A 24,696-nucleotide genomic window follows, 5' to 3' on the forward strand; every position below is an offset into this window, starting at 1 on the left:
TCGGCTCAGCTCCAGCCCGCGACGATGAGGGAGAGACCGGCGGCGAAGCCGGCACCCAGGAGAGCCACGTACGCGCCGTAGTATCGGCGGAAACGGTGCAGCAGCAGACCGAGCATTCCGAAGCCGGCGCCGACCGTCAGGGTCCGCGCGCCGCGCGCTCGCGCGGACTCCGCGAGCCAGTCGCCCGCCGACACATCGGCGCGGCCCGCCTCGGCGGCGTACACCTTGAACGGGATGCCGTTCCACGGCTGGTGGCGTACGGCGGAAGCCGACTCGGCCGCGAGCTCGTGCCGAACCTCCGCGCGCATCCGGTCCGTCGTCAGCGGCGCGGGCAACTGGTGCCCCGTGTTCGCCAGTTGGAGGGCCAGCAGCCCACCGGCGAGGCTTCCGGCGAGCGCGGCGAGGGAGAGCCGGGGCGCCGCACGGGGGAGGGCCACGCACGCGATGCCCAGCAGCAGTTCGGGCATCAGCGGCCAGCTCAGCGCCTCTGCGAAGGCCCACGCGACGGCCAGCGGCAGCCCCCAGCGGGACGCGGCCACCGCCGCCACGCGGCGCCGTACGGGGGAGTCGCGCGGCGGCTCCGCACCTGTCCGGGCGTGCAGTGCCGCGACCGCCGCCCGAGCGTCCTGCGGTGTCGCCGACGGCGGCAGCGGGTCCCCGATCCGTACCCGCACCAGCGAGGAGCGCAGCCGCCCGTGCTTGGGCAGCAGCCGGTCCGTGCCCGCGATCCCCACCGGGACGACCGGGACACCCGCGCGCTCCGCGAGCACCAGGGCGCCGCGGTGGAAGGCCCCGACCCCGCCGTCCGCCCCGCGCGTGCCCTCGGGGAACAAAACGACCGCGCGGCCGGCCCGCAGCCCGTCCGCCATCGACATCAGGTCATCCATGCCGCCGCCGGTGCGCCGTACCGGGAACCCGGCGGCGAGCACCCGGCAGACGCGCCGTCGCCACGGCGAGGCGAACCAGTAGTCCGCCGCCGCCCCGATGGCGGGACGGTGCCGGGCGCCGAGCGCCGCCAGGAGCGCGGCGGTGTCGGCGTGCGAGGAGTGGTTGGCCACAACTACGCAGCCACGGGGCGGCAGTTGGCCCCGTCGCCGCACGCCGCCGGTGACGGTGAGGACCACCCACCACAGAGCGCGCCGCAGGACCGCGCCGAGGAGCGAGGGCGCGAGGGCGGGCGCGGGCGCCGGACCGGGGCCGCCGGAGACGGCGCGCCGCCCTCGCCCTCGCGTCCGCCCACGGTCGAACGCGGGACCGCGCCGCCCGGCTCCCCGAACCCGCCGTGACTCGCGCCCGCGGACATCACCGGCCCGGCCGGCCGCGAACGCGACCGCCGCCGCGCCCGAACCAGTGCCGCCGGCCGCCCCCGCGCGCCCACGTCGCTGCCCGGCCATCGCCGAGCGCCGCCGCAGCCGTCGCGGCCTCGTACGTGCCCCGGCCCCCTCGCGGGAAGCGAAACGCGCCGCCGTCATGCCGTCACCACCATCGCGAGCAGCAGAGCCAGCAGCAGGGAGTCGATCCGGTCGAGCAGCCCGCCGAAGCCCGGCAGCCAACTGCCCGCGTCCTTCACGCCCGCCTCCCGCTTGACCATGGATTCGAGCAGATCGCCGAGTACGCAGCCGGCCAGCACGGCCGCCCACAGCAGCGGCGTGAAGGCTCCGACGGCGGCCAGGACGAGCGCGGTGGCACCCGCCGCGCCGAGCACCCCCGCCCATGTCTTGCTGGGGGAGAGGGGCGACAGCGGCCGGGCGAGCGGGCCACGCCGCCCCAGCGCCGTACCGCCGCACCACGCCCCGACGTCGCCGAGCGCCACCGCCAGCCCGACCGCGACCGCCGTGTCCCCGAGCACCACAAGTCCGGTGAGGGGAAGGGGAATCCACAACAGGGCGAAGGCGGTGCGCGCGGAGCGGGTGAAGCCCCGCTCGTGGTCACCGGCCAGCAGCGCCGGGAGCGCCGCCGCCACGAGGAACAGCGCCACCACCCTCAGATCGACCGCCCGCGGGTCCAGCGCGTCCGGCACCAGCCACGCCAGTGCCGGGAGTACGACGGCGGCCACGGCCAGCACGGCGTGCTCCGCACGCGGCAGCCCCGTCATCCGTACGTACTCGCTCACCGCCGTCACCCCGAGCGCCGCGGCGAGCGCGAACGCGCCCCCGGCGCCGAGGAACAGCGCCCCGAGGAACACCGGAGCGGCGATCGCCCACGTCCGCCACCGCTTGCGCAGCTCCGCGCGCAGCGCGACCCGTGACGGCAGCGTCGCCACCGCGATCCCGCTCGCCCCGAGGGCGCCGGCGACGAGGGGGACGGCGCGCCCCACGGCCTCGCCCGCGATCGTGACGGCGCTCACGCGAGCTTCCTCCAGACCCAGCAGAACCGCACGACCGCGGTGAGCGCCGAGCCCGCCGCGATCACGACGAGCACGGGCACCGCCCAGCCCGTCGCGGCGGCGATGACGACGAGCAGGCAGCGTTCGGTCTTGCCGACGGGGCCCCCGTTACGGCGCGGCGCGCCCGCCGCCGTACCCGCCAGTGACACCCAGGACGGCAGCGTCGCCGCCAGAGCGGCCACCGCGACCAGCCACAGCGGCGCCAGCGCGAGGAAACCGGCCAGGACGACCAAGTCGGCCGCGCGGTCGCCGAGTTCGTTGAGGACGGCGCCGCGCCGCGTCGTCCGGCCGCTGTCGCGGGCCAGCGCCCCGTCGAGATTGGCGAAGGCCAGCCGGGCGGCGAGAAGGGCGGCGACGGGGAGCGCGGCGAGCGGTCCGGCGGGCAGCCACGCCACGGCGGCTGCCGCACCGGCCGCGCTGACGACACCCGCCGCGGTGAGCGTGTCGGGCGACACCTCACGATGGACGAGAGCGGCCCGGACTCCGGAGAGCCGGGACGCGTACCAGGGCTTGAGTGCGTAGAGGCCGTTCATGCGCCAACTGTCGCGGCGGGCACGTTTTTTCGACACGGAGCAACTACTCAACCGCGCACTGAGTACGTGCGCGGGCGCCCGGCCTGGAAGAGTGAGAGGCATGTCGGACCCGCTGCGCACCGCCCACACCTTCGAACTCGACCCGGCGACCCTCGGCGAGATCCGCGCCCTCCTGGACGACGCCTTCGACGGGGCCTTCAGCGAGGAGGACTGGACGCACGGGCTCGGCGGCGTCCATGTCCTCGTACGGGACGGGACAGGCGCGCTCGTCGCCCACGGCAGCGTGATCCAGCGCCGGTTGACGCACGCGGGGTGTTCATACCGAGTGGGTTACGTCGAAGCGGTGGCCGTGCGCGCGGACCGGCGCGGGGACGGGCTCGGCGGCCGGGTCCTGGAGGTACTGGAGCGGGTGATCGCCCGGGCGTACGACCTGGGCGCGCTGTCCGCGTCCGACTCCGGCGCCGGGCTCTACGGCTCGCGCGGCTGGCACCTGTGGCAGGGCCGGGTCGAGGCGCTGAGCCCGGACGGGGTCGTACGGCTGCCGGAGGAGGAGGGCACAACCTGTCTCTGGCCGGTGCCGGGGCGTGAACTCCCGTCCGCCGACGACGCGTTGATCTTCGACTGGCGCGACGGCGACGTGCTGTAGTCCGCGGACCCGCACACTGCCGGCCTTACGCCGCGGGCCGCCGCCCGGCGGCCCCGTTCAGCCCCTCTTCCCCCGGTCCTTGTCCTCGGCGCCGTCGATCACGTCCTTCCGGACACCGGACTGGGCCGCGATCCCCGCGGCGAGGGCGATCGGGATGAACAGCGCCAGGTTGAACTCCGAGGCCCCGGAGACGTACAGGAACGCCAGGATCAGCGCGCTCACCGCGGTCACGGCCAGCAGTGCGCGTGTCTTCCTGCCGAAGTAGAAGCCCCACCGGGGCGTCCCGGGCCGCGTGGTGACCGTCGCGGCCGGTCCCGTGCTCGCCGCCCCGGGCCGTTTGAGATACAGGTAGTACGTCCACTGTCCGCACGGCTCCCAGCCGTCCGGGGCCAGCTCCGCCTCCACCGTGCCGCGCCCCCGGCCGGTCAGCACCTCGCGCCGGTACTCCCAGCGCAGCGCCGCGCCGACGGTGCGGCGGCACACGAAGCGGCCGAAGGAGTCCAGCCGTTCGACCTCCCAGCCCTGGGCGCCGTAGACGTTGAGCAGCCTGCGGTCGTTGTAGATGTCGGTGGTCCACTTCCATGTCTCGGCCGTGGCCTCCGGCTCCTCGGGCCCGCCGTCGGCGCCGTCGCCACCGGTGAGACGCGCGGCGAACTCCTCGACCGGCCCGAACTCCTCCTCGGCGGTCGAGTCCGTCTCCGCCAGATACGCCGTCAGGTCGGTGACGGTGACGCCCACCTCGCGCTCGGCCATGCCGCCGGCGCGCAGGGCGGTGGCCAGTTCCTCGAAGTAGCCGGTCCCGTTGGTGGACGGCTTCCGGTCGCTCATGACGCCCCCTCGGCGCTCAGCATTTTCCGAACGGTGGTGTGGAACTCCAGCCAGTTGCCGCTCTCGGCGGCGAGCCGGCGCCGGCCTTCGTCCGTCAGCCGGTAGTAGCGCCGCCCCGGTCCGCGCTCGGCCGCGCGGAACTCACCGACGACCAGTCCGGCCTCTTCGAGCCGGTTGAGCACCGGGTAGAGCGTCCCGCCCTTGATGTCGCCGAGACCGGCACCGGCGAGGGCCTTGGAGATCTCGTACCCGTAGCTCTCCCCGCCGGTGAGACAGGACAGGACGAGAAGGTCGAGGACGCCCTTGAGCCAGCTGGATCTGCGGTCTGCTGCCATGCCTGCACTCCACCACCATCTAGGTAGGAATGCAATCTAGGTGGCGATGACGGATCGGTGCGGCCGTCTCAGATAGTAGGACGTCCGACTAACTGTGGAGACAGAACGGCTTCGCTCCCTTAGCTTTGTAGAAGCCGAACGACTCGCTCGACCCAGCGAACGGCGGACGCGAGCAATCGCCCCCACACAGGCAACCCCTGTAGCGCGTGCTCCCCGCCCAACCGGCGCCTCGCAGATGCCTCATACGGCTTCCCCCGGCCGTATGCCTCAGATGCCTCAAGGAGTCGATCACCATGGCCGAGACGACCATCCGCCGACGTGTCCGTCACACCCCCCGCAGCAGTGAGTCCGACCGCAAGAACGCCGCGGCGGCGCTCCAGCGTGCCCTCGACCGCAGGGACAACGGCGGCTCCACCGGCCACTGAGCCGGGGCCGCCCCACCCCACCGCCGGCGCCGTACCCTCGTGCTGCACTCCCGGGCCGTACGTGCGCCGCCGCCGTCCCGTGCACCGCGTTCACGGGCCCATGTCCGCGCGCAACACGCCTCCGTCCGAATCGTGGACCGCGCGTGTCAGGCACTGGGACGCGCAGTAAGGTGCCCGTCATGTCTCGCAGCATCAATCTCGCAGTGATCCCCGGTGACGGCATCGGCCAGGAGGTCGTGGCCCAGGGCCTGAAGGTCCTCGGCTCCGTGCTCCCGCAGGATGTGAAGCTGGAGACCAAGGAGTACGACCTCGGCGCCCGGCGCTGGCACCGTACCGGGGAGACCCTCCCGGACTCGGAACTCGCCGCGCTCAAGGCGCACGACGCGATCCTCCTCGGCGCCATCGGCGACCCGTCCGTGCCGTCCGGGATCCTGGAGCGGGGGCTGCTGCTGAAACTGCGGTTTGCCTTCGACCACTACGTCAACCTGCGCCCGTCGAAGCTCTTCCCGAACCAGGCGACCCCGCTCGCCGGCCGCCCGGACATCGACTTCGTCGTCGTCCGCGAAGGCACCGAGGGCCCGTACACGGGCAACGGCGGTTCCCTGCGCACCGATACGCCCGCCGAGGTGGCCACGGAGGTCAGCCTCAATACGGCATACGGCGTGGAGCGTGTCGTACGCGACGCGTACGAGCGTGCCGACTCCCGTCCCCGCAAGAAGCTGACGCTGGTCCACAAGAACAACGTCCTCGTCCACGCGGGCCACCTCTGGAAGAGGATCTTCGACCGGGTCGGCCAGGAGTACCCAGAGGTCTCCACCGACTATCTGCACGTCGACGCCGCGACGATCTTCTTCGTCACCCAGCCCGAGCGCTTCGACGTGATCGTCACCGACAACCTCTTCGGCGACATCCTCACCGACCTCGCCGCCGCCGTGACCGGCGGCATCGGCCTGGCCGCTTCCGCGAACATCAACCCCGACCGGGCGTTCCCGTCCATGTTCGAGCCCGTCCACGGCTCGGCGCCGGACATCGCGGGCCAGGGGAAGGCCGATCCCACGGCCACGATCCTCTCGGTCGCACTGCTGCTGCGGCACCTCGGCTTCGACGCCGAGGCCGTCCGCGTCGAGGAGGCCGTCGCGGCCGACCTCGCGGAGCGCGGCGGTGCGCCCCGTACGACCGACGAGATCGGTGACGCGCTCGTCGTACGAGTAGCGAGCTGACCCGACGACTCCCCACAGCCGCCGGGTCACAGCACCCGGCGGCTGTGCTTTGCGGCCACCGGGTGTCACCATCATCCGTAGGGCCGCATTCACCCCGTTTCATGCCCGGCCCCGCCAGACGCGATAATCGCTCTGGGCCGCGGCATGAGGGAAAGCTCGGACGTCCTAGTACCTGTAGCGGCGTGAGCGCGGTCCGTCACACACAACCGGTGAAGGACAAGAACTCATGACCACGCCCACGACACCGTTGCCCACGCTCGCGCTGAAGCCGTCGTCGAATCCGCTGTCCGACGCGAAGCGCGAGGCGATCCTGGCCGCCCCCGGCTTCGGCCGCCACTTCACCGACAACATGGTGACGATCAGGTGGACGGAGGGCCGGGGCTGGCACGACGCGCAGCTCGTCCCGTACGGCCCGCTCTCCCTCGACCCGGCCAACATGACGCTGCACTACGCGCAGGAGATCTTCGAGGGGCTGAAGGCGTACCGCCGCCCCGACGGCACCGTGGCCACCTTCCGGCCCGAGGCCAACGCCCGGCGCTTCCAGACCTCCGCGCGCCGGCTGGCGATGCCGGAGCTGCCGGTCGAGACGTTCATCGAGGCGTGCGACGCGCTGGTCCAGCAGGACCAGGCGTGGGTCCCGCCGCACGGCGGTGAGGCGTCGCTGTACCTGCGGCCGTTCATGATCGCGGCCGAGGTCGGCCTCGGGGTGCGGCCCGCCAACGAGTACCTGTTCCTCGTCATCGCCTCCCCGGCCGGCGCGTACTTCCCCGGCGGCGTGAAGCCCGTCTCCATCTGGCTCTCCGAGAACCGGGTGCGCGCCGTGCCGGGCGGCATGGGCGACGCGAAGACCGGCGGCAACTACGCGGCGTCCCTGCTCGCGCAGGCCGAGGCGGCGGCGGAGGGCTGCGACCAGGTCGCCTACCTGGACGCCGTGGAGCACAAGTGGGTCGAGGAACTGGGCGGGATGAACCTGTACTTCGTGTACGGGGACAAGATCGTCACTCCCGAGCTGACCGGCTCGCTGCTCGCCGGAATCACCCGCGACTCGCTGCTGAGACTGGCCGGCGACCTCGGCTACACGTCGCAGGAGCGCCGGATCTCCATCGACGAGTGGCGGCGCGACACGGAGAACGGCACCCTCACCGAGGTCTTCGCGTGCGGCACGGCCGCCGTCATCACCCCGGTCGGGCTCGTCAGGTCGGCGGGAGGCGAGTGGACACACTCGGGCGGGAAGTCGGGCGCGGTCACGTCGAGGCTGCGCGAGGCGCTGCTCGACATCCAGACGGGCCGGGCCGAGGACGTCCACGGGTGGATGCACCGGGTCGGCTGACGCGGCAGCCGTGACTTCACCGGCGACGGATGCGGAACCTCTCCGCGCAAAGAGAGGTTCCGCATCCGTGCCCGGTCCGTATCCGTGCGCAACGCCGTGCCGGGATTCACCGCGTGACCCACCGGCAACCCCGTGTGTCCGCATCGGGTACAACGGACGAGTGACACCCACCGCGCGCCGCCGCAACGCCGCCCCGCCCCGCGAGGCCGTGCTCTCCGCCGCCATGGACACCATCGCCGGGGGCGGGCTCGACGGGCTCACCATGGCGGGGCTCGGCCGTGACGTCGGGATGAGCAGCGGGCACCTCCTCTACTACTTCCGTACCAAGGACGAGCTGCTGCTCCAGACCCTGGAGTGGAGCGAGGCCCGGCGCGGCGTCGAGCGCCGCGGTTTGCTGTCCCGGCAGGCGACGGTGCGCGAGCGGCTGGACGCGTACGTCGATCTGTACGTTCCCGCCGGCCACCGCGATCCGCACTGGACGCTCTGGCTGGAGGTCTGGAACCGCTCGCAGGACGCCGCCGACGACGCCCGCGCCCGGCAGGCCGCGATCGAACGGTCCTGGCACCGGGACCTCGTCGCGCTGCTCGCCGAGGGGATCTCGCACGGCGAACTGCGGGCGGTCGACCCCGACAGATTCGCCGCGAGGCTCCGCGCGCTGCTCGACGGCTTCAGCGTCCATGTGGTGGTCGGCATACCGGGCACCGGCAGGGTCCAAGTCCTGCGACATGTTCGCGAGTTCATCGAGGACTCGCTGCTCTGAGCAGGGCGTGGAGCCGCTCCGCCGCCGCTGTCCCAGGACACCCGCACCACCCACACGGCGCACCCGCACCGCCCGCATCGTGAGACGGGGCTTCCGGCGGAGGGCAAACGTGCCAGACTGCTGGCGTGTTCTCGTTCGCCATGATTATGGGCAGCAGGCGCGCCGGTCCGCAGTGACCGCTACGTACCACCACGTACGGAGCGGGCATCGTGCCCCAGACCCGCGCGCAGACCTCTCGCACCCGCGAGGGGTCTTTTCGTTTTACGGCCCCACCCCGGCCGGAACGGGAAGCACGCGAAGACGGTGGCAGTGGAGCCAGACCCTCCATCACTCGACAGGAGTCACAGAGTCATGACCACAGAGCCAACGGTCACCGACGACAGTTTCCATGTCTTCGACACCACGCTGCGCGACGGAGCCCAGCGCGAAGGCATCAATCTGACGGTCGCCGACAAGCTGACCATCGCGCGGCACCTGGACGACTTCGGGGTGGGGTTCGTCGAAGGCGGCTGGCCGGGCGCCAATCCGCGGGACACCGAATTCTTCGCCCGCGCCCGGGACGAGATCGACTTCAAGCACGCCAAGCTCGTCGCCTTCGGCGCCACGCGCCGCCCCGGTGGAGCCGCCGCCGACGACCCGCAGGTCAGGGCCCTGCTGGAGTCCGGAGCCCCGGTGATCACGCTGGTCGCCAAGTCCCACGACCGGCACGTCGAGCTCGCGCTCCGTACGACGCTCGAAGAGAACCTGGCCATGGTCGCCGACACCGTCTCCCACCTGTGTGAACAGGGCAGACGGGTCTTCGTCGACTGCGAGCACTTCTTCGACGGGTACCGTGCCAACCCCGAGTACGCCAAGGCCGTCGTCAGGGCCGCCGCCGAGGCCGGCGCGGACGTCGTCATCCTCTGCGACACCAACGGCGGCATGCTGCCCGCCCAGATCCAGGCCGTGGTCGCCACCGTGCTCGCCGACACCGGCGCCCGGCTCGGCATTCACGCCCAGGACGACACCGGCTGCGCCGTGGCCAACACCCTCGCCGCCGTCGACGCGGGCGCCACGCACGTGCAGTGCACCGCGAACGGCTACGGCGAGCGCGTCGGCAACGCGAACCTCTTCCCCGTCGTCGCCGCGCTGGAGCTGAAGTACGGCAAGCAGGTCCTGCCCCCGGGCGCGCTCGCCGAGATGACCCGGATCTCGCACGCCATCGCCGAGGTCGTCAATCTGACGCCCTCGACCCACCAGCCGTACGTCGGCGTCTCCGCCTTCGCGCACAAGGCCGGGCTGCACGCCTCCGCGATCAAGGTCGACCCCGACCTCTACCAGCACATCGACCCCACCCAGGTCGGCAACACCATGCGGATGCTCGTCTCCGACATGGCGGGGCGCGCCTCGATCGAGCTCAAGGGCAAGGAACTGGGCATCGACCTCGGCGAGGACCGCGATCTGGTCGGCCGCGTCGTCGGCCGGGTCAAGGAGCGCGAGCTCAAGGGCTACACGTACGAGGCGGCCGACGCCTCCTTCGAACTGCTGCTGCGCGAGGAGGCCGAGGGCAGGGCCCGGCGCTACTTCCGTACGGAGTCGTGGCGCGCGATCGTCGAGGACCGCCCCGACGGCTCGCACGCCAACGAGGCGACCGTGAAGATGTGGGCCAAGGGCGAGCGCATCGTCGCCACCGCCGAGGGCAACGGCCCGGTCAACGCGCTGGACCGGGCCATGCGGGTCGGCCTGGAGCGCATCTACCCGCAGCTGGCCAAGCTGGAGCTGGTGGACTACAAGGTCCGCATCCTGGAAGGCAAGCACGGCACGGAGTCCACGACGCGCGTCCTGATCACCACGGGGGACGGCACCGCGGAGTGGTCGACCGTGGGCGTCGGGGAGAACGTGATCGCCGCGTCGTGGCAGGCCCTGGAGGACGCGTACACCTACGGGCTGCTGCGGGCGGGAGTCGAACCGGCCGAGTAGGGGCGAGCGTCGTACGTACCGCGTACGGGGTGTCGGCGACCGCCCGGCCACCGACACCCCTTCCGTAAGAGGCGGAGCCCGCGAGAGGACCCGCGAGCCCCGGCTCCTGCCCCCTGCTGCCACCCCGGCTAGGCCTGGAGCCGCCACTTCTGGTTGGCCGCCCCGGTGCAGCTCCACAGCTGCGCCTTCGCCCCGTTCGCCGAAGAATTCCCGGTGATGTCGAGGCACTTGTCCGCCGGAGCGTTCACCAGATCACCGCTGCCGGACTCGTATCTCCACTGCTGCGCCCCGGAGCCGTTGCAGTCGTACAGCTGCACCTTCGCTCCGTTCGCGGTCGACCCGGACGCGACGTCCAGGCACTTGCCGAGCGAGCGCACCGTCCCGTCGCCGCCGACCGTCCAGCGCTGCGCCTGTGAGCCGTTGCAGTCCCAGAGCTGGACCGCCGTCCCGTTGGCGCTGCTCCCGTCGGCCGCGTCGAGGCACTTGCCGCCGAGACCGTTCAGGGTGCCGGAGGTGCCGCCACCGCCGCCGGACTGGCCGCCGGCCCAGGTGAAGGTGGCCGACGTCTTGCCGGGCAGCGAGTAACCGAAGTTCTGGCCGCCCCAGTTGACCCGGATCTCCCGCGCCTGCGACGACTCGTTGTACGCGATCAGCGCCTTGGAACCGTTCGGGTTCTGCCAGGCCACATTGGGCACGGTGGTGCCGGCGGTGGACTCGATACGGTGCGCGCCCGGCGTCACGAACTTGGTGAGGTGCCCCATCGTGTAGTACTCGATGTTGTACTTCACCTGACCGTGCTGGGCCCCGCCGTTGTTGACGGTGATCAGCCCGTCGCAGGTGCCGCAGCCACCGTTGTGCGGACCGCGGTTCTGGTCCACGGCCAGGGACCACTTGGTCACCGACTTCGCCCAGTTGCGGGTGTAGTTGATGATGTTGGACATGTCCTCGGTCTGCTGATCGCCGATCCAGGTGCCGCCCGAGTGCTCCGTCTGGAAGGCGTCCAGCTGCGGGTACTGGTTGTGCACCTGCGTCTGCTTCGCGACGTCGCCGCCGTAGCCGTGCCAGGCGATGCCACCGAAGTTGGGGTGGCTGCGGATCGCCGCGTCGTTCACCGTCTCCGCCGCGTACGCCTCGTAGGTGTCCCAGTTCCAGTCGTGCGCCATGACCTTGGTGGGCAGGCCGGCGGCCTGGAGACCGGGCAGCAGCTCGGCCTTGGTGAAGTACGCGAGCCCCGAGGCGTTCCAGCTCATGGACGGGTACGACGAGCAGCACGTCGGCTCGTTCTGCGCCGAGACGTAGTCGATCGGAACGCCCTGATCGCGGTACGCCTGGAGGTACTTGACGAAGTAGTCGGCGTAGACGCCGTAGTTCTCCGCCTTCAGCCAGCCGCCGTTGAGCTGGCCGTTGTCCTTCATCTACGCCGGGGCGGTCCAGGGCGACGCCATCGTCGTCAGCGCCGGGTTGAGCTGCTTCGCCTGTTTCGTCAGCGGCAGCACGTCCTGGAGATCATGTGCGATCGAGAATTCCGACAGGTCCGGGTCGGTCTGGCCGGCCGGCATGTCGTCGAACGTGTAGCCGAACCGCGCGAGGTCGGAGCCGCCCAGCGGATTGCGGATGAACGAGAGCCCGATGCCGCCGGTCGGCGAGAACAGCTTGCGCATCGTGTCGTCGCGCGTGGCCTGGGAGAGCGCGCCGCTGCCCTTCATCAGCCAGGCGGCCGTGTCCGTGAACGAGGCGCCGCCGCCGGTGAAGGTCTGGTACTTGGTGTTCTCGTTGACGGTGAGATTCGTGCCGCTGCCGCCGTTGCCCGGCTGGAACGCGACCGGCGTCTGCGGCTGGAGGCCGCGGGTCACGGTGCGGCCACCGCCGTCGCTGGTGGTCGTCAGCCAGATGTTCACCTGCTCGCCCGCGGCCTGCGCCGTACCCGCGGAGACGCCGGTGAGCCCGGCCGTCGTGAGCGCACCGGCGAGAAGCATCCTCGTCAGCCGCCGCCGGGGGCTTCTCTGTCCGCTCCGGCCGCTCCGTCTGCTCGTGCCACTCGGTCTGATCATGGGGCGCTGCCCTTCTTCGACAGAGGGGTGGGGGGGCTTCCATGGATCGTGAGGCGAGCGTGAACTCCGATATGAACTCCAGTCAAGGGATTGAACATTCAGAACCTGAACGCATAACCCCCTCTGAGCCCCCAGGAGTCACCTCCCGAGTAATTTCGGTGTGAAGTCTTGACGACGTTGGTCTGGACCGGTTAACTCACCGCTCAAATTGGAACCGGTTCCGGTACCGGTACCGGAACCGGTTCCACCCAACGATTCGAGGCCCTCCGATGCGCGTCACCATTGCGGATGTGGCCCGCGCGGCCGGCGTCAGCAAGACGACCGTGTCCCGGGTCATCAACACCAAGGGCGAGGTCGACGGAAAAACGGCCGCGCGGGTCCGTGACGTGATCGCATCTCTTGGATACGTGCCCAGCTCGGGCGCCGTCGGACTGGCCCGCGGCAACAGCCGTACGGTCGGGATGCTGGTGCCCTCGCTGACCTGGGCGTGGATGGGGGAAGTCCTTCAGGGCGTCGTGGACACGGTGGAGGCGGCCGGCTACGGCCTGCTCCTCTTCACCTTCAACCGCGGCGCGGACTCGGTCGAGCGCTTCACGACCCAGGTCTCCGCGCGGGCCTTCGACGGACTGCTCGTCGTCGAACCCGAGAACACGCTCGACAAGATCATCGCCCTGAGCCACAAGGGGCTGCCGGTCGTGCTCATCGACGACCGGGGCAGTCACCCCGACGAATTCCCCTCCGTCGTGACCACCAATCACGAAGGAGGTGCGTCCGCCGCCGGCCATCTGCTGGCCGACGGACGCAGCAGACCCCTGGTCATCACGGGGCCGGAGCGGTTCGGCTGCGTACGTGACCGGCTCGGCGGCTTCCGCGAGATCCTCCCGACCGACCTGGTGGCCGTGGGGGACTTCACGGAACTGTCCGGGCGCCTCGCCGTCGAGCGACTCCTCGCCGCCGGTACCCCCTTCGACTCCGTCTTCGCGCACAACGACATCAGCGCCGCGGGGGCGCTGAGAGCGCTGCGCGCGGCGGGGCGGTCGGTGCCGGACGACATCGCGGTGGTCGGGTTCGACGACATTCCGATGGCCCGGCACACCGAACCGCCCCTGACCACCGTCCGCCAGCCCACCCGGCGGATGGGGGAGACGGCGGCGCGGATGCTGCTCGGGCACCTGGGAGGGACGACCGCGCCGGACGAACCGGTCGTTCTCCCCACCGAGCTGGTCGTACGGCAGTCGGCGCCGCTGGCGGGGGCGAGGTCCGGCAACAACTCCGGTGCGTCAGCCGCGACTTCGCCGACCGTCCTGCCCATCGGCTCCGTCCCCGCGTAACGCCGCACAGCCGCAACGCCGTAACGGTGCACAGCTCCCACCGTGCACCCGCGCAACGCCGCACAGCCGCAACGCCGAACAGTCCCATCCAGGCACACCCGCGATTCAGCAACCCAGCACACCCGCACACCCGCACACGGCACCTGGTACCCGCACCAGAACCTGGTCCCAGGCAGGCCCCCAGCCCCACGGCCCACGTTTCACAGAGCCGCATTCCCTTTCTGGAGTCGCCATGTCCGCACACCGCAAGCTCCGGGCGCTGGCCGCCACCACCGTCGTGGCCGCGCTCGCCGCCGGATGTTCCTCGGCCAACTCGGATGCCAACCGGTCATCAGGCGGCGCCTCCGGCGTCCTCACCGTCGGTATGCCGAACGGCCCGCAGACCAACAACAGCAACCCGTTCCTCGGCACTTCCGCCGGTGCGTCGCTCGGCTACCGCTACATGATCTACGAGCCCCTGGTGATGACGAACCTGGTGCGCCCCAGCGAGAAGGGCAAGCCCTGGCTGGCGAGCGAGTGGAAGTGGGAGGAGAACTTCACCAAGGTCACCTTCACCATCGACGAGCGGGCCAAGTGGTCGGACGGCAAGAAGCTGACCGCCGAGGACGTGGCGTTCACCTTCGGGCTGATCAAGAAGTTCCCGGCGCTCAACGGCAACGGCGTGCCCTACGACGGCATAGCCGTCGAGGACGGCAAGGTCGTCCTCACCTTCAAGGACTCGCAGTTCGTCAACCAGAACAAGATCACTACGACGTTCGTCGTGCCGAAGCACATCTGGGAGAAGGTCAAGGACCCGGCGACCTGGCCCAACCGCGAGCCGCTCGGCTCGGGGCCGTACAAGCTCAAGACGTTCACGCCGCAGACCACCACGCTCGACACCACGTCCTCCTACTGGAAGGGCAAGACGCAGGTGAAGGAGCTCCGCTTCACCTCGTACAACGACAACAGCGCGCAGACCACCGCACTCGCCAACGGCAAGGCCGAGTGGTCGTTCGTGTTCATGCCGAACTACAAGCAGCTGTACGTCGCCAAGGACCCCGAGAACAACAAGCTCTGGTTCCCCTCCGGACTCGGCATCCACGGCCTGTGGTTCAACACCACCAAGGGCCCGCTCGGTGACCCGGCGCTCCGCAAGGCCATGGCCATGGTGATCGACCGCAAGGCGATCCACATCCAGGCGCAGGCCACGCTCTACCCGGAGATCACCAACCCGACCGGCATCCCGCTGCCCGCCGGTGAGTCCTTCCTCGCCCCCGAGTACAAGGGCGTGACGATCAAGCCCGACGTCGCCGGTGCCAAGAAGGTGCTGGAGGAGGCCGGTTACCAGCTCGACGGCAGCGTCCTGAAGGACCCGGACGGCAAGGCCGTGAAGCTCACCTTCACCGACCCCGCCGGCTGGAACGACTACATCACGGGCCTGTCCATCATCAAGGACAACATCAAGCCCCTGGGCATCGAGGCGAAGGTCAAGACGCAGACCGCCGAGGCGTGGACCGCCGACGTCGGCAACGGCAACTTCGACGCCACGCTGCACTGGACCAACTCCGGTGCCACGCCGTACGACATGTACCAGAACATCATGGACGGCGCGCTGCTCCAGCCCATCGGCAAGAACGCGCCGCTCGGCAACTTCGGCCGGTTCGACAGCCCCGAGGCGACCAAGGCGCTGAAGGAGTACGCCAACGCGACGGAGGACTCCGCGCGTACCACGGCCCTCAACACCATCCAGAAGATCATGGTGGACGAGGTCCCGATGATCCCGACCGCCGCGGCGCCCATCGGGGCGGAGTACTCCACGAAGAACTGGGTGGGCTGGCCGACCGAGGCCGACCCGTACGCCCCGCCGCAGCCGACCCAGCCCAACGCGCTGGACGTCGTCCTGCACCTCAAGCCCGCGAAGTAACGAGGCCGGCCGATGACCAACCACGACCGAGACCCCGCCGAGAACGGACCCACTCGGGCCGACGACACCGACATCGTGCTCGAAGCGCGCGGCGTCACCAAGCACTTCCCCGTCAGACGGACCGTCGGCGACCTCGTCGGCCGCCGGCGCCGTACCGTCCACGCCGTCGACGACGTCTCGTTGCGCCTGCGGCGCGGCAGCGTCACGGCGCTGGTCGGGGAGTCGGGGTCGGGCAAGTCGACGGTGGCCCGGCTGCTGTCACAGCTGTATCAGCTCACCGAGGGTGAGATACGGCTCGGTGGCGTCCCGGTCAAGGCTGGTCGCGGCCGGTCCTTCCGGGCGTACGTGAAACAGGTCCAGCTGATCTTCCAGGACCCGTTCGCCTCGCTCAATCCCGTGCACACGGTGCGCTACCACCTCACCCGCTCGCTGAAGATCCACGGCAAGCAGGCCACCGAGGCGGAGGCGTGCGAACTGCTGGAACGCGTCCAACTGCTGCCACCTGTTCAATACTTGGACAAATTCCCGCACGAGCTGTCCGGCGGCCAGCGCCAGCGCGTCGCCATCGCGCGGGCGCTGGGGGCCGACCCCAAGGTGCTCCTCGCGGACGAGCCCGTCTCGATGCTCGACGTATCGATCCGGCTCGGCGTACTCAACCTGCTGCGTGACCTCAAGGAGCGCCTGCACCTGGCGATCCTCTACATCACGCACGACATCGCGTCCGCCAGGTACTTCGCGGACACGACCCTGGTGATGTACGCCGGCCGGATCGTGGAGGGCGGCGACAGCGAGACCGTCACCCAGCAACCCGCGCACCCTTATACCCAGTTGCTGATCGCCTCGGCCCCCGACCCCGACCGGGTCGCGGACGAGGAGGTCCAGGAAGAGACCGGAAGCGGCGAGCCCCCTTCACTCATCTCCCCGCCGGGGGGCTGCCGCTTCCACCCCCGCTGTCCCAAGGCCATGGAGCGCTGCCGCACCGAACTGCCGCCGCGCTTCGAGCTCGACGGCGGCCAGTGGGCGGCGTGCTGGCTGTACGAGGACCGCCCCGTCACCACGGACGTCCCCGGCGCCCCCGCGCAGGGCGACGGCGCCGACGGCCCCGCCGGCACCACGGACTGCGGGCCCGCCCCGAGCACGACGGAGGTGGCGGCGAAGTGAAGTTCGTCCTCCAGCGGATCCTCTTCTACGTCATCACGGCGTGGGCGGCGATCACCATCAACTTCCTGATCCCGCGGCTGATGCCCGGTGATCCGGTCCAGGCCCTGATCGCCCGGTTCCAGGGCCAGCTCGACACCAGCGCGATCGCCTCGCTCAAGGCCCTCTTCGGCCTCGACACACAACGCTCGCTCTGGCAGCAGTACACCGACTACTGGGGCCAGCTCTTCCAGGGCGACCTCGGGCTCTCCTTCACCTTCTTCCCGACGCCCGTCAGCGAGGTCATCTCGCAGTCGCTGCCCTGGACGCTGGTACTGGTCGGTCTCACCACCCTGATCAGCTTTCTGCTCGGCACCGGCATCGGGGTCTACAGCGGCTGGCGGCGCGGTTCCTGGACGGACAGCCTGCTGCCCGTCACGACGTTCATCTCCTCGATCCCCTACTTCTGGCTCGGGCTCATCGCCATCGCCCTGTTCGCCGTGAAGTGGCCGATCTTCCCGGCCGCCGGCGGCTACGACAGCTCGCTGGTGCCCGCGTTCGACGTGCCGTTCATCTCCAGCGCGCTCTACCACGGCTTCCTGCCCGGCGTCACGATCGTCCTCAGCGCCATCGCCGGCTGGATCCTCGGCATGCGCAACATGATGGTGACCGTCTCGTCCGAGGACTACGTGATGGTCGCGCAGGCCAAGGGACTCTCCGAGCGCCGCGTGATGTTCTCGTACGCCGCGCGCAACGCGATCCTCCCCAACATCTCCGGCTTCGCCCTCTCCCTGGGCTTCATCGTCGGCGGCACGCTGCTGGTGGAGATGGTCTTCTCCTATCCGGGCATCGGCTATCAGCTCTTCCAGGCCGTCGGCGCCAAGGACTATCCGCTGATGCAGGGCGTCTTCCTGATCATCACGCTCTCCGTGCTCGCGGCGAACCTGCTCGCGGACCTGGTCTATCTGTTCCTCGACCCGCGCACCCGGAAGGAGGCCTGAGCCATGTCCATTCCCGCAACAGAGGTCGCCGTACTCGACGCGGCTCCGGCGCCGACGCCCTCGAAGCGAGCCAGGCTGCGCTTCCTGCGCGGAGGCAAGACCCTCACCGGGATCTCGATCCTGGGGTTCTTCACCCTGCTCGCGGTCATCGGCCCGTGGATCGCCCCGTACGACCCCGACATGATGAGCGACCAGCTGCTCCAGCCCCCGTCGGGCGACCACTGGTTCGGCACCACGCAGACCGGTCAGGACGTGCTGTCGCAGATCCTCGTCGGCACCCGGGGTGTGCTCCTGGTGGGCTTCATCGCCGGATTCTTCGCGACGGTCCTGTCCGTGCTGATCGGCGTCACCTCCGGGTTCCTCGGCGGCGTCATGGACGAGATCCTCTCGGCCCTGTCCAACATCTTCCTCGTCATCCCGGCGCTGCCGCTGATCATCATCATCGCCAGCTTCGTCTCCGACGCGGGCGACCTGCTGATCGCCGCCGTGATCGCCTTCACGTCGTGGGCCTGGGGGGCGCGGGTGCTGCGCGCCCAGACGCTCTCGCTGCGCAAGCGCGACTACGTCGAGGCGGCGCGGGCGACCGGCGAACCCACGTGGCGGATCATCGGCTTCGAGATCATGCCGAACCTCACCGCCGTGATCGCGTCCGGCTTCGTCGGCACCGTCATCTTCGCCGTCCTGCTGGAGATCACCCTCGCCTTCATCGGCGTCGCCGACATCTCCAACTGGAACTGGGGCACCGTCCTGTTCTGGGCGCAGTCCAACCAGGCGCTCGCGCAGGGCGCGTGGTGGTGGTTCGTCCCCGCCGGGCTCTGCATCGCACTCCTCGGCACCGCGCTCGCGCTGATCAACTTCGGTATCGACGAGTTCGTGAACCCGCGACTGCGCACCGAGACCGGCGCCTCGCGGAAGATCCGGATGCGGGTCGGCTTCACGCCGGTCGCGCGCACCGACCGTACGAACGGGGCCGACGGAGCCGGGGGGACCGACGGGTCCGGGGCGGTGAACGGGTCACGGGGCGCCGGCGTCGCCAGGAGCGGCGCGAACGGCAGCGGCCCCGCCGGGGCCGCCCCGCCCGAACGCACCCCCGCACGGACGCCCGACCGCACGCCCGACAAGGAGCCCCGCTCATGACGACCGGTCGCCCCGTCCTCACCATCAGCGGCCTCAATGTCGATTACGGCACCGGCCCCGGCGCGGTCCACGCGCTGCGCGACATCGACCTGACCCTGCACCGCGGCGAGGTCCTCGGCCTCGCCGGCGAGTCGGGCTCCGGCAAGTCCACGCTCGCCTACGCCGTGACCCGGCTGCTCTCCCCGCCCGGGGTGATCACCGGCGGCGACGTCCACTACCACCCGCCGGGGGACGACGCGGCCCCGGTGGACCTGCTGACGCTCACGCCGCAGCAGTTGCGCGCCTTCCGCTGGCAGGAGCTGTCGATCGTCTTCCAGGGCGCGATGAACTCCCTCAACCCCGTGCACACGGTGCACAGTCAGCTCACCGACGTGCTCAGGGCGCACCGTCCGGCCATGCGGTCGGCCGAGCGCACGGCGCGCGCCGAGGAGCTGCTGACCCTGGTCGGAATCTCCCGCGACCGGCTCGGCGCGTTCCCGCACCAGCTCTCGGGCGGCATGCGCCAGCGCGTGATGATCGCGATGGCGCTCGCCCTGGAGCCCGAGATCGTCATCATGGACGAACCGACCACCGCCCTCGACGTGGTGATGCAGCGTCAGATCCTGCGCAAGCTCGTCGCCCTCCGCGAGGAGCTGGGCTTCTCGGTCGTCTTCATCACCCACGACATCTCACTGCTGATCGAGTTCTCGGACCGGATCGCGATCATGTACGGCGGCCGGATCGTCGAGGAGGCGGGCGCCGCCGAGATCTACCGCGACCCGCGTCACCCCTACAGCGACGGGCTGCTCCACTCCTTCCCCGCGCTGCACGGCCCCCGCAGGGAGCTGACCGGCATCCCCGGCTCGCCGCCGCACCTGACGGCGATGCCGAAGGGCTGCGCCTTCCATCCGCGCTGCGGCAAGGCGTTCGACCCGTGCTCGGAGCACGTACCCGCGCTGTCCGCGCCGGACGCCGCCCAGGGCGGCGCCCCCGAACGCACCGTGGCCTGCTGGCTCCACCGGTCCCCGCCCGCCGCCTCTGCCGCGGAGCCCCCGGCCGCGACGGCGTCCGAGCCCGCCGCCGGAGCCCCGGAGCCGGCCGACGACGCGTCGGCGGCCCGCTCCGGCTGATTTGCCGCTCGACCACCCCCGGCCACGTCTCGTGCTCCACGCGCCCCGCCCCCGCCGCGCCGTGCGCTCACCGATGAACCAGGAGACCCATGAACGCCATCCCCGTCCAGGACCTCGCCCGCCCCGCCGCGGCGATCAAGGGCCTGCCCGCCGACTTCCGCTGGGGCGTCGCCACCTCCGCCTACCAGATCGAGGGAGCGGCTGCCGAGGACGGCAGGACCCCCTCGATCTGGGACACCTTCTGCCGGGTACCGGGAGCGGTGGAAGGTGGTGAGCACGGCGACGTGGCGTGCGACCACTACCACCGGATGCCGCAGGACGTGGAGCTGATCGCGGGCCTCGGCGTCGACACGTACCGCTTCTCGCTCGCCTGGCCGCGCATCCAGCCCGGCGGGCGCGGGCCGGCCAACGCGAAGGGCCTGGACTTCTACAAGCGCCTCGTCGACGAACTGCACGGCAGGAACATCACCCCCTGGATCACGCTCTACCACTGGGACCTGCCGCAGGAGTTGGAGGACGCGGGCGGCTGGCCCGCCCGTGACACCGCCTACCGCTTCGCCGACTACGCGGCGCTCGCCTACGACGCGCTCGGCGACAGCGTCAAGCACTGGACCACGCTCAACGAGCCCTGGTGCTCGGCGGTCCTCGGCTACGACGCGGGTGTCCACGCCCCCGGCCGCAAGGACTTCGGCGACTCCATCCGCGCCGTGCACCATCTCCTGCTCGGCCATGGACTCGCCTCCCGGCGCATCCGCGACGCCGCCGGCGACAACCCGCTCGAACTCGGCGTCACCCTCAACCTCGGTACGGCCACGCCCGAGACCGACAGCGAGGCCGACCGCGAGGCGTGCCGCCGCGCCGACGGCCAGGGCCGGCGTCTCTACCTCGACCCGCTCGTCCACGGCCGCTACCCCGAGGACGTCGTCGCCGACCTGGCGCTGCGCGGCGCCGAACTGCCCGTCCAGGACGGCGACCTGGAGATCATCGCCGATCCGCTGGACGTCCTCGGCGTCAACTTCTACCGGGGGGCCCTGTTCTCCGGCGTCACCGAGAGCGGCTCCCCGGTGGACGACAACGGGCTGCCCGTCACCCGCGGCGTGCCCCGTGACCTGCCCCGTACCGCCATGGACTGGGAGATCACGCCGACCGAACTCACCGACCTCCTCCTGGGCATCCAGGAGGACTACGCCATCCCCACCGTCATCACCGAGAACGGAGCGGCCTTCGACGACACCGTCGCCGCCGACGGCTCCGTCCCGGACACGGACCGGACCGCGTACCTGGCGGACCATCTCGCCGCCGTCGCCGAAGCGCGCGCACAGGGCGCCGACGTACGCGGCTACTTCGCCTGGTCGCTGATGGACAACTTCGAGTGGGCGTACGGCTACGACAAGCGCTTCGGCATTGTCCGCGTCGACTACGACACCCAGGTCAGGACCCTCAAGGACAGCGCCAAGTGGTACCGCGACACGATCGGACTCACCCGCGAGGCGCGATAGGTCCGACCGGACCCCCGGCTCCCGCTCCCGCCCCGGCGACGGCAACCCCACGGGCGGGGGCGGGATCCGCCCGCACGCATCGATCGCGGTAACACCCTCGTACGGACATCGCTCCATTCACCCGCTTTCCACGGAGTAGTCGATGCCCCCACGTACGTCCTTACTCGCGACCACGACCCTCGCCCTGCTCGCGCTGTCGGCCCCGCTCGCCTTCAGCGCGCCGCCGCAGCCGCGCGCCGTCCAGGCCGTCGCGGCCTGGAACACCGACCGCGCGGCGGAAGCCGTCGCGGCCAGACCGGCGGCCGTCACCACCTCCGGCAGCGAGAACGCCGGCACCCCCGCCGGCGCCGCCTTCGACAGCAACCCCACCACGCGGCGGGCCAGCAACTTCGCCGACAACGCCTGGATCCAGGTCGACCTCGGCAGCGTCATCCGCGTCAGCCAGGTCAAGCTCGAATGGGAAGCCGCCTACGGCAAGCAGTACGTCCTGGAGATCTCCGGGAACGGCACCGACTGGACGGACTTGCACACCGAGGACGAGGGCACCGGTGGCACCGTCACCGCGCACACTTACCCGCAGGAGGCCACCGGGCGCTACGTCCGGATGCGCGGCGTCGAGCACGCCACCGCCTGGGGCTACTCCCTCTTCTCCTTCCAGGTCTTCGGCGGCGAACCCGCCCCCGCCTCCACCACGGGCACCAACCTGGCGCTGAACCACCCCGCGTACGGCAACCTCTACCAGCACGCGGGCAACTCCCCGGCCTTCGTCACCGACGGCGGCCGGCCGGCCGACCTCAAAACCGACCAGTCCCGCTGGTCGAGCGACTGGAACCAGAACCGCTGGGTCGGGGTGGACCTCGGCGCACAGTCCACGATCCAGTGGGTCGACCTCTACTGGGAGGCGGCCTACGCGGTCGACTTCGACCTCCAGGTCTCCGACGACAACCGCAACTGGCGCACCGTGTACCGGCCTTCGGCCGCGCAGATCGCCGAGCGCCGGGCGAACATCAAGTCACCGGGCGACGCCGTCGGCAGGCACGACACGATCGATCTGCCGACCCCGGCGACCGGCCGCTACGTGCGGATGCTGGGCAAGGAGCGCCGCTCCTTCTGCAACCCGGCGCCGTCCACGGCGCAGTTCGGCTACTCGCTGTACGAGTTCCAGGTCTGGGGCACCGGCGGCAGCGCGGCGGCGGCGTACCCCGCACTGCCGCAGAACCCGGGCGGCGCCTACCGGCAGACCTTCTTCGACGACTTCACCGGATCCGGCCTCGACCGCTTCGACCACAACCAGTACGTGATCCTCAACCTGGCGCTGGGCGGCGCCTACCCGGCCGGGCACAACCAGGTCACCACGCCGTACTGGGGCCTGCCCCAGTCGAGCGTCGACAGGGTCGCGCAGGGCGGGGTGAAGGCGGAGATCGACTGGGTGCGGGTGGAGCAGAAGTAGACGACCGGATGTGACGGCGCGGACGCCGCGCCGTCCGGACCCCCATGAGTGACGCACCCGGGCCTCTCCGCCCGGGTGCGCCGCTCGTTCCGGGCCGCGCCTGTGCCTGCGCCGGGGGCCAGGGTCCGGGGCCGGGGGCCGGGCGGCGGCCCCGTTCTGTCCTCGTTCCGTCATATTCGGCCCACTCCGGATCGTGCCGCCCTCCGGTACCGTCGGTGATATGAGGACGAGGCTGTTCACCACTCTGTCCGGGTTGCTGCTCGCCGTCTCGGGCGCCGCCGTTGTCGCGGCGCCGGGCGCGCAGGCGGCAGCCACCGGCCCCGATGCCGTGGCCGAGGCCTTCAAGAAGGGCCCGGTCTATGTCGACCCGCGCGCCTCCGACCAGCTCTCCCGCTCGGACGCCGACGCGCTGACGAAGAAGATCAAGGACGCGGACAAGCCGGTCTTCGTCGCCGTCCTGCCGCAGGCCGCCGATTTCAACCCGGACAACACACTGCTGAACAGGCTCCGGGACGCGACAGGGGTGTCCGGCGTCTACGCCGTCCGCCTCGGCGACAAGTTCGACGCCGCCGCCGACGCCCGTGTGCTGGCGCCGGACGCCGTCCGTTCGATCACGGACGGGGCGAGGGGCACGGGCCCCGTCGCGGCGTCGACGGAACTCAACAACTTCGTGGACCAGGCCCTCGCCGAGGCCCGCGGCCAGGCGCCGGCGGGCTGGGACACCTCCTCCGGCGACGGCACCGGCGGCGGAGACGCGGCGACCGGGCTGATCACGCTCGGTGGCATCGTCGTGCTGGGCGGCGCCGGTGTGTACGCGGTGCTGCGCCGCAACCGCCTCCGTAAGGAGGAGCGCGACAGGCAGGCCCTCGACAAGCTCAGGGTCGTCGTGGACGAGGACATCACCGCCTTCGGTGAGGAACTCGACCGTCTCGACTTCCACCCGGGCGAGAAGGGCGCCGACGACGCGATGCGCGCCGACTACGAGCACGCGCTGGACGCGTACGAGAAGGCGAAGTCGCTCATGGCCGCCGCCGTGCGCCCCGACGACGTACGCGGGGTGACCGAGGCGCTGGAGGACGGCCGGTTCTCGCTCGCCGCGCTGGCCGCTCGACGGGAGGGCGCGCCGCTCCCGGAGCGCCGTTCGCCGTGCTTCTTCGATCCCCGGCACGGCCCCTCGGCCAAGGATGTCGACTGGTCACCGCCTCCCGGCGGCGCCGTGCGCCCGATCCCCGTCTGCGCCGCCGACGCCGCGCGCCTGGAGCACGGCGACGACCCGATGACACGGATGGTGCAGACCGAACACGGTCCGCGACCGTACTACGACGCCGGACCGGCGTACGGCCCCTGGGCCGGAGGCTACTTCGGCGGCGGTATCCTCCCCGGCCTGCTGGTCGGCACCCTGCTCGGCACCGCCCTGAGCACCCCCGCCTACGCCGCGGACTTCGGCGGCGGCGACTACACCGGCAACGACGGAGGGTCCGGCGGGGACTGGGGCGGCGGTGGCGGATACGACGGCGGTGGCTTCGGCGGGGGAGGGGACTTCGGAGGAGGCGGTGGATTCGACGGAGGCGGCTTCTGACGCCCGCCCCGTGGCGCTCCCGCCCGCGTTCCTCTATGACCGCCCGAGTTCCTCTTGGGCCGACGCTCGACGGCTGC

Annotated in this window: 19 protein-coding genes and 2 pseudogenes; 15 read left to right on the forward strand and 6 right to left on the reverse strand. The window is 71.0% G+C overall.

The window, feature by feature from the left end; translation table 11 throughout:
* Positions 1–5: 5 nt before the first annotated feature.
* The 3 genes from SSPS47_RS24580 to SSPS47_RS24590 are packed head-to-tail and all read right to left on the reverse strand — an operon-like array spanning position 6 to position 2,919.
* Complete coding sequence (locus SSPS47_RS24580; RefSeq protein WP_239065041.1) at positions 6–1,472, reverse strand: lysophospholipid acyltransferase family protein; 1,467 nt, start codon at positions 1,470–1,472, stop codon at positions 6–8.
* Complete coding sequence (locus SSPS47_RS24585) at positions 1,469–2,347, reverse strand: phosphatidate cytidylyltransferase (protein WP_164252907.1); 879 nt, start codon at positions 2,345–2,347, stop codon at positions 1,469–1,471. The genes SSPS47_RS24580 and SSPS47_RS24585 overlap by 4 nt, the downstream gene beginning before the upstream one ends.
* Positions 2,344–2,919, reverse strand: a complete 576-nt coding sequence (locus SSPS47_RS24590; protein WP_164252908.1) for a CDP-alcohol phosphatidyltransferase family protein — start codon at positions 2,917–2,919, stop codon at positions 2,344–2,346. The genes SSPS47_RS24585 and SSPS47_RS24590 overlap by 4 nt, the downstream gene beginning before the upstream one ends.
* 100 nt (positions 2,920–3,019) lie before the next feature.
* Here SSPS47_RS24590 and SSPS47_RS24595 point away from each other — a divergent pair, with 100 nt between their 5' ends.
* Positions 3,020–3,565, forward strand: coding sequence for a GNAT family N-acetyltransferase (locus tag SSPS47_RS24595; RefSeq protein WP_164252909.1), 546 nt, complete (start codon positions 3,020–3,022; stop codon positions 3,563–3,565).
* 57 nt (positions 3,566–3,622) lie between these two features.
* Here the strand turns inward: SSPS47_RS24595 and SSPS47_RS24600 are convergent, their stop codons facing one another.
* Complete coding sequence (locus SSPS47_RS24600; protein ID WP_164252910.1) at positions 3,623–4,393, reverse strand: hypothetical protein; 771 nt, start codon at positions 4,391–4,393, stop codon at positions 3,623–3,625.
* Positions 4,390–4,728: a PadR family transcriptional regulator gene (locus tag SSPS47_RS24605; protein WP_147873688.1), complete on the reverse strand. Its 339-nt coding sequence runs from the start codon at positions 4,726–4,728 to the stop codon at positions 4,390–4,392. Before SSPS47_RS24605 ends, SSPS47_RS24600 begins: the two co-directional genes overlap by 4 nt.
* Before the next feature lie 293 nt (positions 4,729–5,021).
* On the opposite strand from SSPS47_RS24605, the gene SSPS47_RS36035 reads away from it, so the two are divergent.
* The 5 genes from SSPS47_RS36035 to cimA all read left to right on the forward strand — a co-directional run bounded on the left by SSPS47_RS36035 (position 5,022) and on the right by cimA (position 10,422).
* Positions 5,022–5,153: a hypothetical protein gene (locus tag SSPS47_RS36035; RefSeq protein ID WP_107433819.1), complete on the forward strand. Its 132-nt coding sequence runs from the start codon at positions 5,022–5,024 to the stop codon at positions 5,151–5,153.
* Between the two features lie 179 nt (positions 5,154–5,332).
* On the forward strand, positions 5,333–6,373 hold the full coding sequence (locus tag SSPS47_RS24610) for a 3-isopropylmalate dehydrogenase (protein WP_164252911.1): 1,041 nt from the start codon (positions 5,333–5,335) through the stop codon (positions 6,371–6,373).
* Between the two features lie 226 nt (positions 6,374–6,599).
* Positions 6,600–7,703, forward strand: a complete 1,104-nt coding sequence (locus SSPS47_RS24615) for a branched-chain amino acid aminotransferase (protein ID WP_164252912.1) — start codon at positions 6,600–6,602, stop codon at positions 7,701–7,703.
* Between the two features lie 160 nt (positions 7,704–7,863).
* A complete protein-coding gene (locus SSPS47_RS24620; RefSeq protein WP_164252913.1) occupies positions 7,864–8,463 on the forward strand; it encodes a TetR/AcrR family transcriptional regulator in 600 nt (199 codons plus the stop codon).
* 351 nt (positions 8,464–8,814) lie between these two features.
* Positions 8,815–10,422 (forward strand): citramalate synthase, encoded by a 1,608-nt coding sequence (gene cimA / locus SSPS47_RS24625; RefSeq protein ID WP_164252914.1) that lies wholly within the window; start codon positions 8,815–8,817, stop codon positions 10,420–10,422.
* 128 nt (positions 10,423–10,550) lie between these two features.
* Here cimA and SSPS47_RS24630 read toward each other — a convergent pair.
* A pseudogene (locus SSPS47_RS24630) lies at positions 10,551–12,398 on the reverse strand (RICIN domain-containing protein).
* Between the two features lie 344 nt (positions 12,399–12,742).
* On the opposite strand from SSPS47_RS24630, the pseudogene SSPS47_RS24635 reads away from it, so the two are divergent.
* From SSPS47_RS24635 to SSPS47_RS24675, 9 genes and pseudogenes are all read left to right on the forward strand, one after another.
* A pseudogene (locus tag SSPS47_RS24635) lies at positions 12,743–13,717 on the forward strand (LacI family DNA-binding transcriptional regulator); the annotation flags it as partial.
* 319 nt (positions 13,718–14,036) lie between these two features.
* Positions 14,037–15,707 carry an ABC transporter substrate-binding protein gene (locus SSPS47_RS24640; RefSeq protein WP_164252916.1) on the forward strand — a complete coding sequence of 557 codons (1,671 nt, stop codon included), beginning with the start codon at positions 14,037–14,039 and terminating at the stop codon, positions 15,705–15,707.
* Positions 15,708–15,719: 12 nt separating this feature from the next.
* Positions 15,720–16,868: an ABC transporter ATP-binding protein gene (locus SSPS47_RS24645; protein WP_164252917.1), complete on the forward strand. Its 1,149-nt coding sequence runs from the start codon at positions 15,720–15,722 to the stop codon at positions 16,866–16,868.
* Positions 16,865–17,845, forward strand: coding sequence for an ABC transporter permease (locus SSPS47_RS24650; protein ID WP_164252918.1), 981 nt, complete (start codon positions 16,865–16,867; stop codon positions 17,843–17,845). Before SSPS47_RS24645 ends, SSPS47_RS24650 begins: the two co-directional genes overlap by 4 nt.
* A gap of 3 nt (positions 17,846–17,848) precedes the next feature.
* Positions 17,849–18,982 (forward strand): ABC transporter permease, encoded by a 1,134-nt coding sequence (locus tag SSPS47_RS24655; RefSeq protein WP_239065042.1) that lies wholly within the window; start codon positions 17,849–17,851, stop codon positions 18,980–18,982.
* The gene (locus SSPS47_RS24660; RefSeq protein WP_164252919.1) at positions 18,979–20,091 is read left to right on the forward strand and encodes an ABC transporter ATP-binding protein; all 1,113 of its coding nucleotides are present in this window, start codon (positions 18,979–18,981) and stop codon (positions 20,089–20,091) included. Before SSPS47_RS24655 ends, SSPS47_RS24660 begins: the two co-directional genes overlap by 4 nt.
* 89 nt (positions 20,092–20,180) lie before the next feature.
* Complete coding sequence (locus tag SSPS47_RS24665) at positions 20,181–21,590, forward strand: GH1 family beta-glucosidase (protein ID WP_164252920.1); 1,410 nt, start codon at positions 20,181–20,183, stop codon at positions 21,588–21,590.
* A gap of 142 nt (positions 21,591–21,732) precedes the next feature.
* Positions 21,733–23,040: a discoidin domain-containing protein gene (locus tag SSPS47_RS24670; protein ID WP_164252921.1), complete on the forward strand. Its 1,308-nt coding sequence runs from the start codon at positions 21,733–21,735 to the stop codon at positions 23,038–23,040.
* A gap of 220 nt (positions 23,041–23,260) precedes the next feature.
* The gene (locus tag SSPS47_RS24675) at positions 23,261–24,619 is read left to right on the forward strand and encodes a hypothetical protein (RefSeq protein WP_164252922.1); all 1,359 of its coding nucleotides are present in this window, start codon (positions 23,261–23,263) and stop codon (positions 24,617–24,619) included.
* The last annotated feature ends 77 nt before the right edge of the window (positions 24,620–24,696 follow it).

This window comes from Streptomyces sp. S4.7, assembly GCF_010384365.1.
Classification (GTDB): Bacteria; Actinomycetota; Actinomycetes; order Streptomycetales; family Streptomycetaceae; genus Streptomyces.

Excerpts from the sequence above, each read along its gene's own strand:
- SSPS47_RS24580 (WP_239065041.1), bottom strand. The coding sequence starts at position 1,472 with ATGACGGCGGCGCGTTTCGCTTCCCGCGAGGGGGCCGGGGCACGTACG.
- SSPS47_RS24590 (WP_164252908.1), bottom strand. The coding sequence starts at position 2,919 with ATGAACGGCCTCTACGCACTCAAGCCCTGGTACGCGTCCCGGCTCTCC.
- SSPS47_RS24595 (WP_164252909.1), top strand. The coding sequence starts at position 3,020 with ATGTCGGACCCGCTGCGCACCGCCCACACCTTCGAACTCGACCCGGCG.
- SSPS47_RS24600 (WP_164252910.1), bottom strand. The coding sequence starts at position 4,393 with ATGAGCGACCGGAAGCCGTCCACCAACGGGACCGGCTACTTCGAGGAA.
- SSPS47_RS24605 (WP_147873688.1), bottom strand. The coding sequence starts at position 4,728 with ATGGCAGCAGACCGCAGATCCAGCTGGCTCAAGGGCGTCCTCGACCTT.
- SSPS47_RS36035 (WP_107433819.1), top strand. The coding sequence starts at position 5,022 with ATGGCCGAGACGACCATCCGCCGACGTGTCCGTCACACCCCCCGCAGC.
- SSPS47_RS24610 (WP_164252911.1), top strand. The coding sequence starts at position 5,333 with ATGTCTCGCAGCATCAATCTCGCAGTGATCCCCGGTGACGGCATCGGC.
- SSPS47_RS24615 (WP_164252912.1), top strand. The coding sequence starts at position 6,600 with ATGACCACGCCCACGACACCGTTGCCCACGCTCGCGCTGAAGCCGTCG.
- cimA (WP_164252914.1), top strand. The coding sequence starts at position 8,815 with ATGACCACAGAGCCAACGGTCACCGACGACAGTTTCCATGTCTTCGAC.
- SSPS47_RS24640 (WP_164252916.1), top strand. The coding sequence starts at position 14,037 with ATGTCCGCACACCGCAAGCTCCGGGCGCTGGCCGCCACCACCGTCGTG.
- SSPS47_RS24645 (WP_164252917.1), top strand. The coding sequence starts at position 15,720 with ATGACCAACCACGACCGAGACCCCGCCGAGAACGGACCCACTCGGGCC.
- SSPS47_RS24655 (WP_239065042.1), top strand. The coding sequence starts at position 17,849 with ATGTCCATTCCCGCAACAGAGGTCGCCGTACTCGACGCGGCTCCGGCG.
- SSPS47_RS24660 (WP_164252919.1), top strand. The coding sequence starts at position 18,979 with ATGACGACCGGTCGCCCCGTCCTCACCATCAGCGGCCTCAATGTCGAT.
- SSPS47_RS24665 (WP_164252920.1), top strand. The coding sequence starts at position 20,181 with ATGAACGCCATCCCCGTCCAGGACCTCGCCCGCCCCGCCGCGGCGATC.
- SSPS47_RS24670 (WP_164252921.1), top strand. The coding sequence starts at position 21,733 with ATGCCCCCACGTACGTCCTTACTCGCGACCACGACCCTCGCCCTGCTC.
- SSPS47_RS24675 (WP_164252922.1), top strand. The coding sequence starts at position 23,261 with ATGAGGACGAGGCTGTTCACCACTCTGTCCGGGTTGCTGCTCGCCGTC.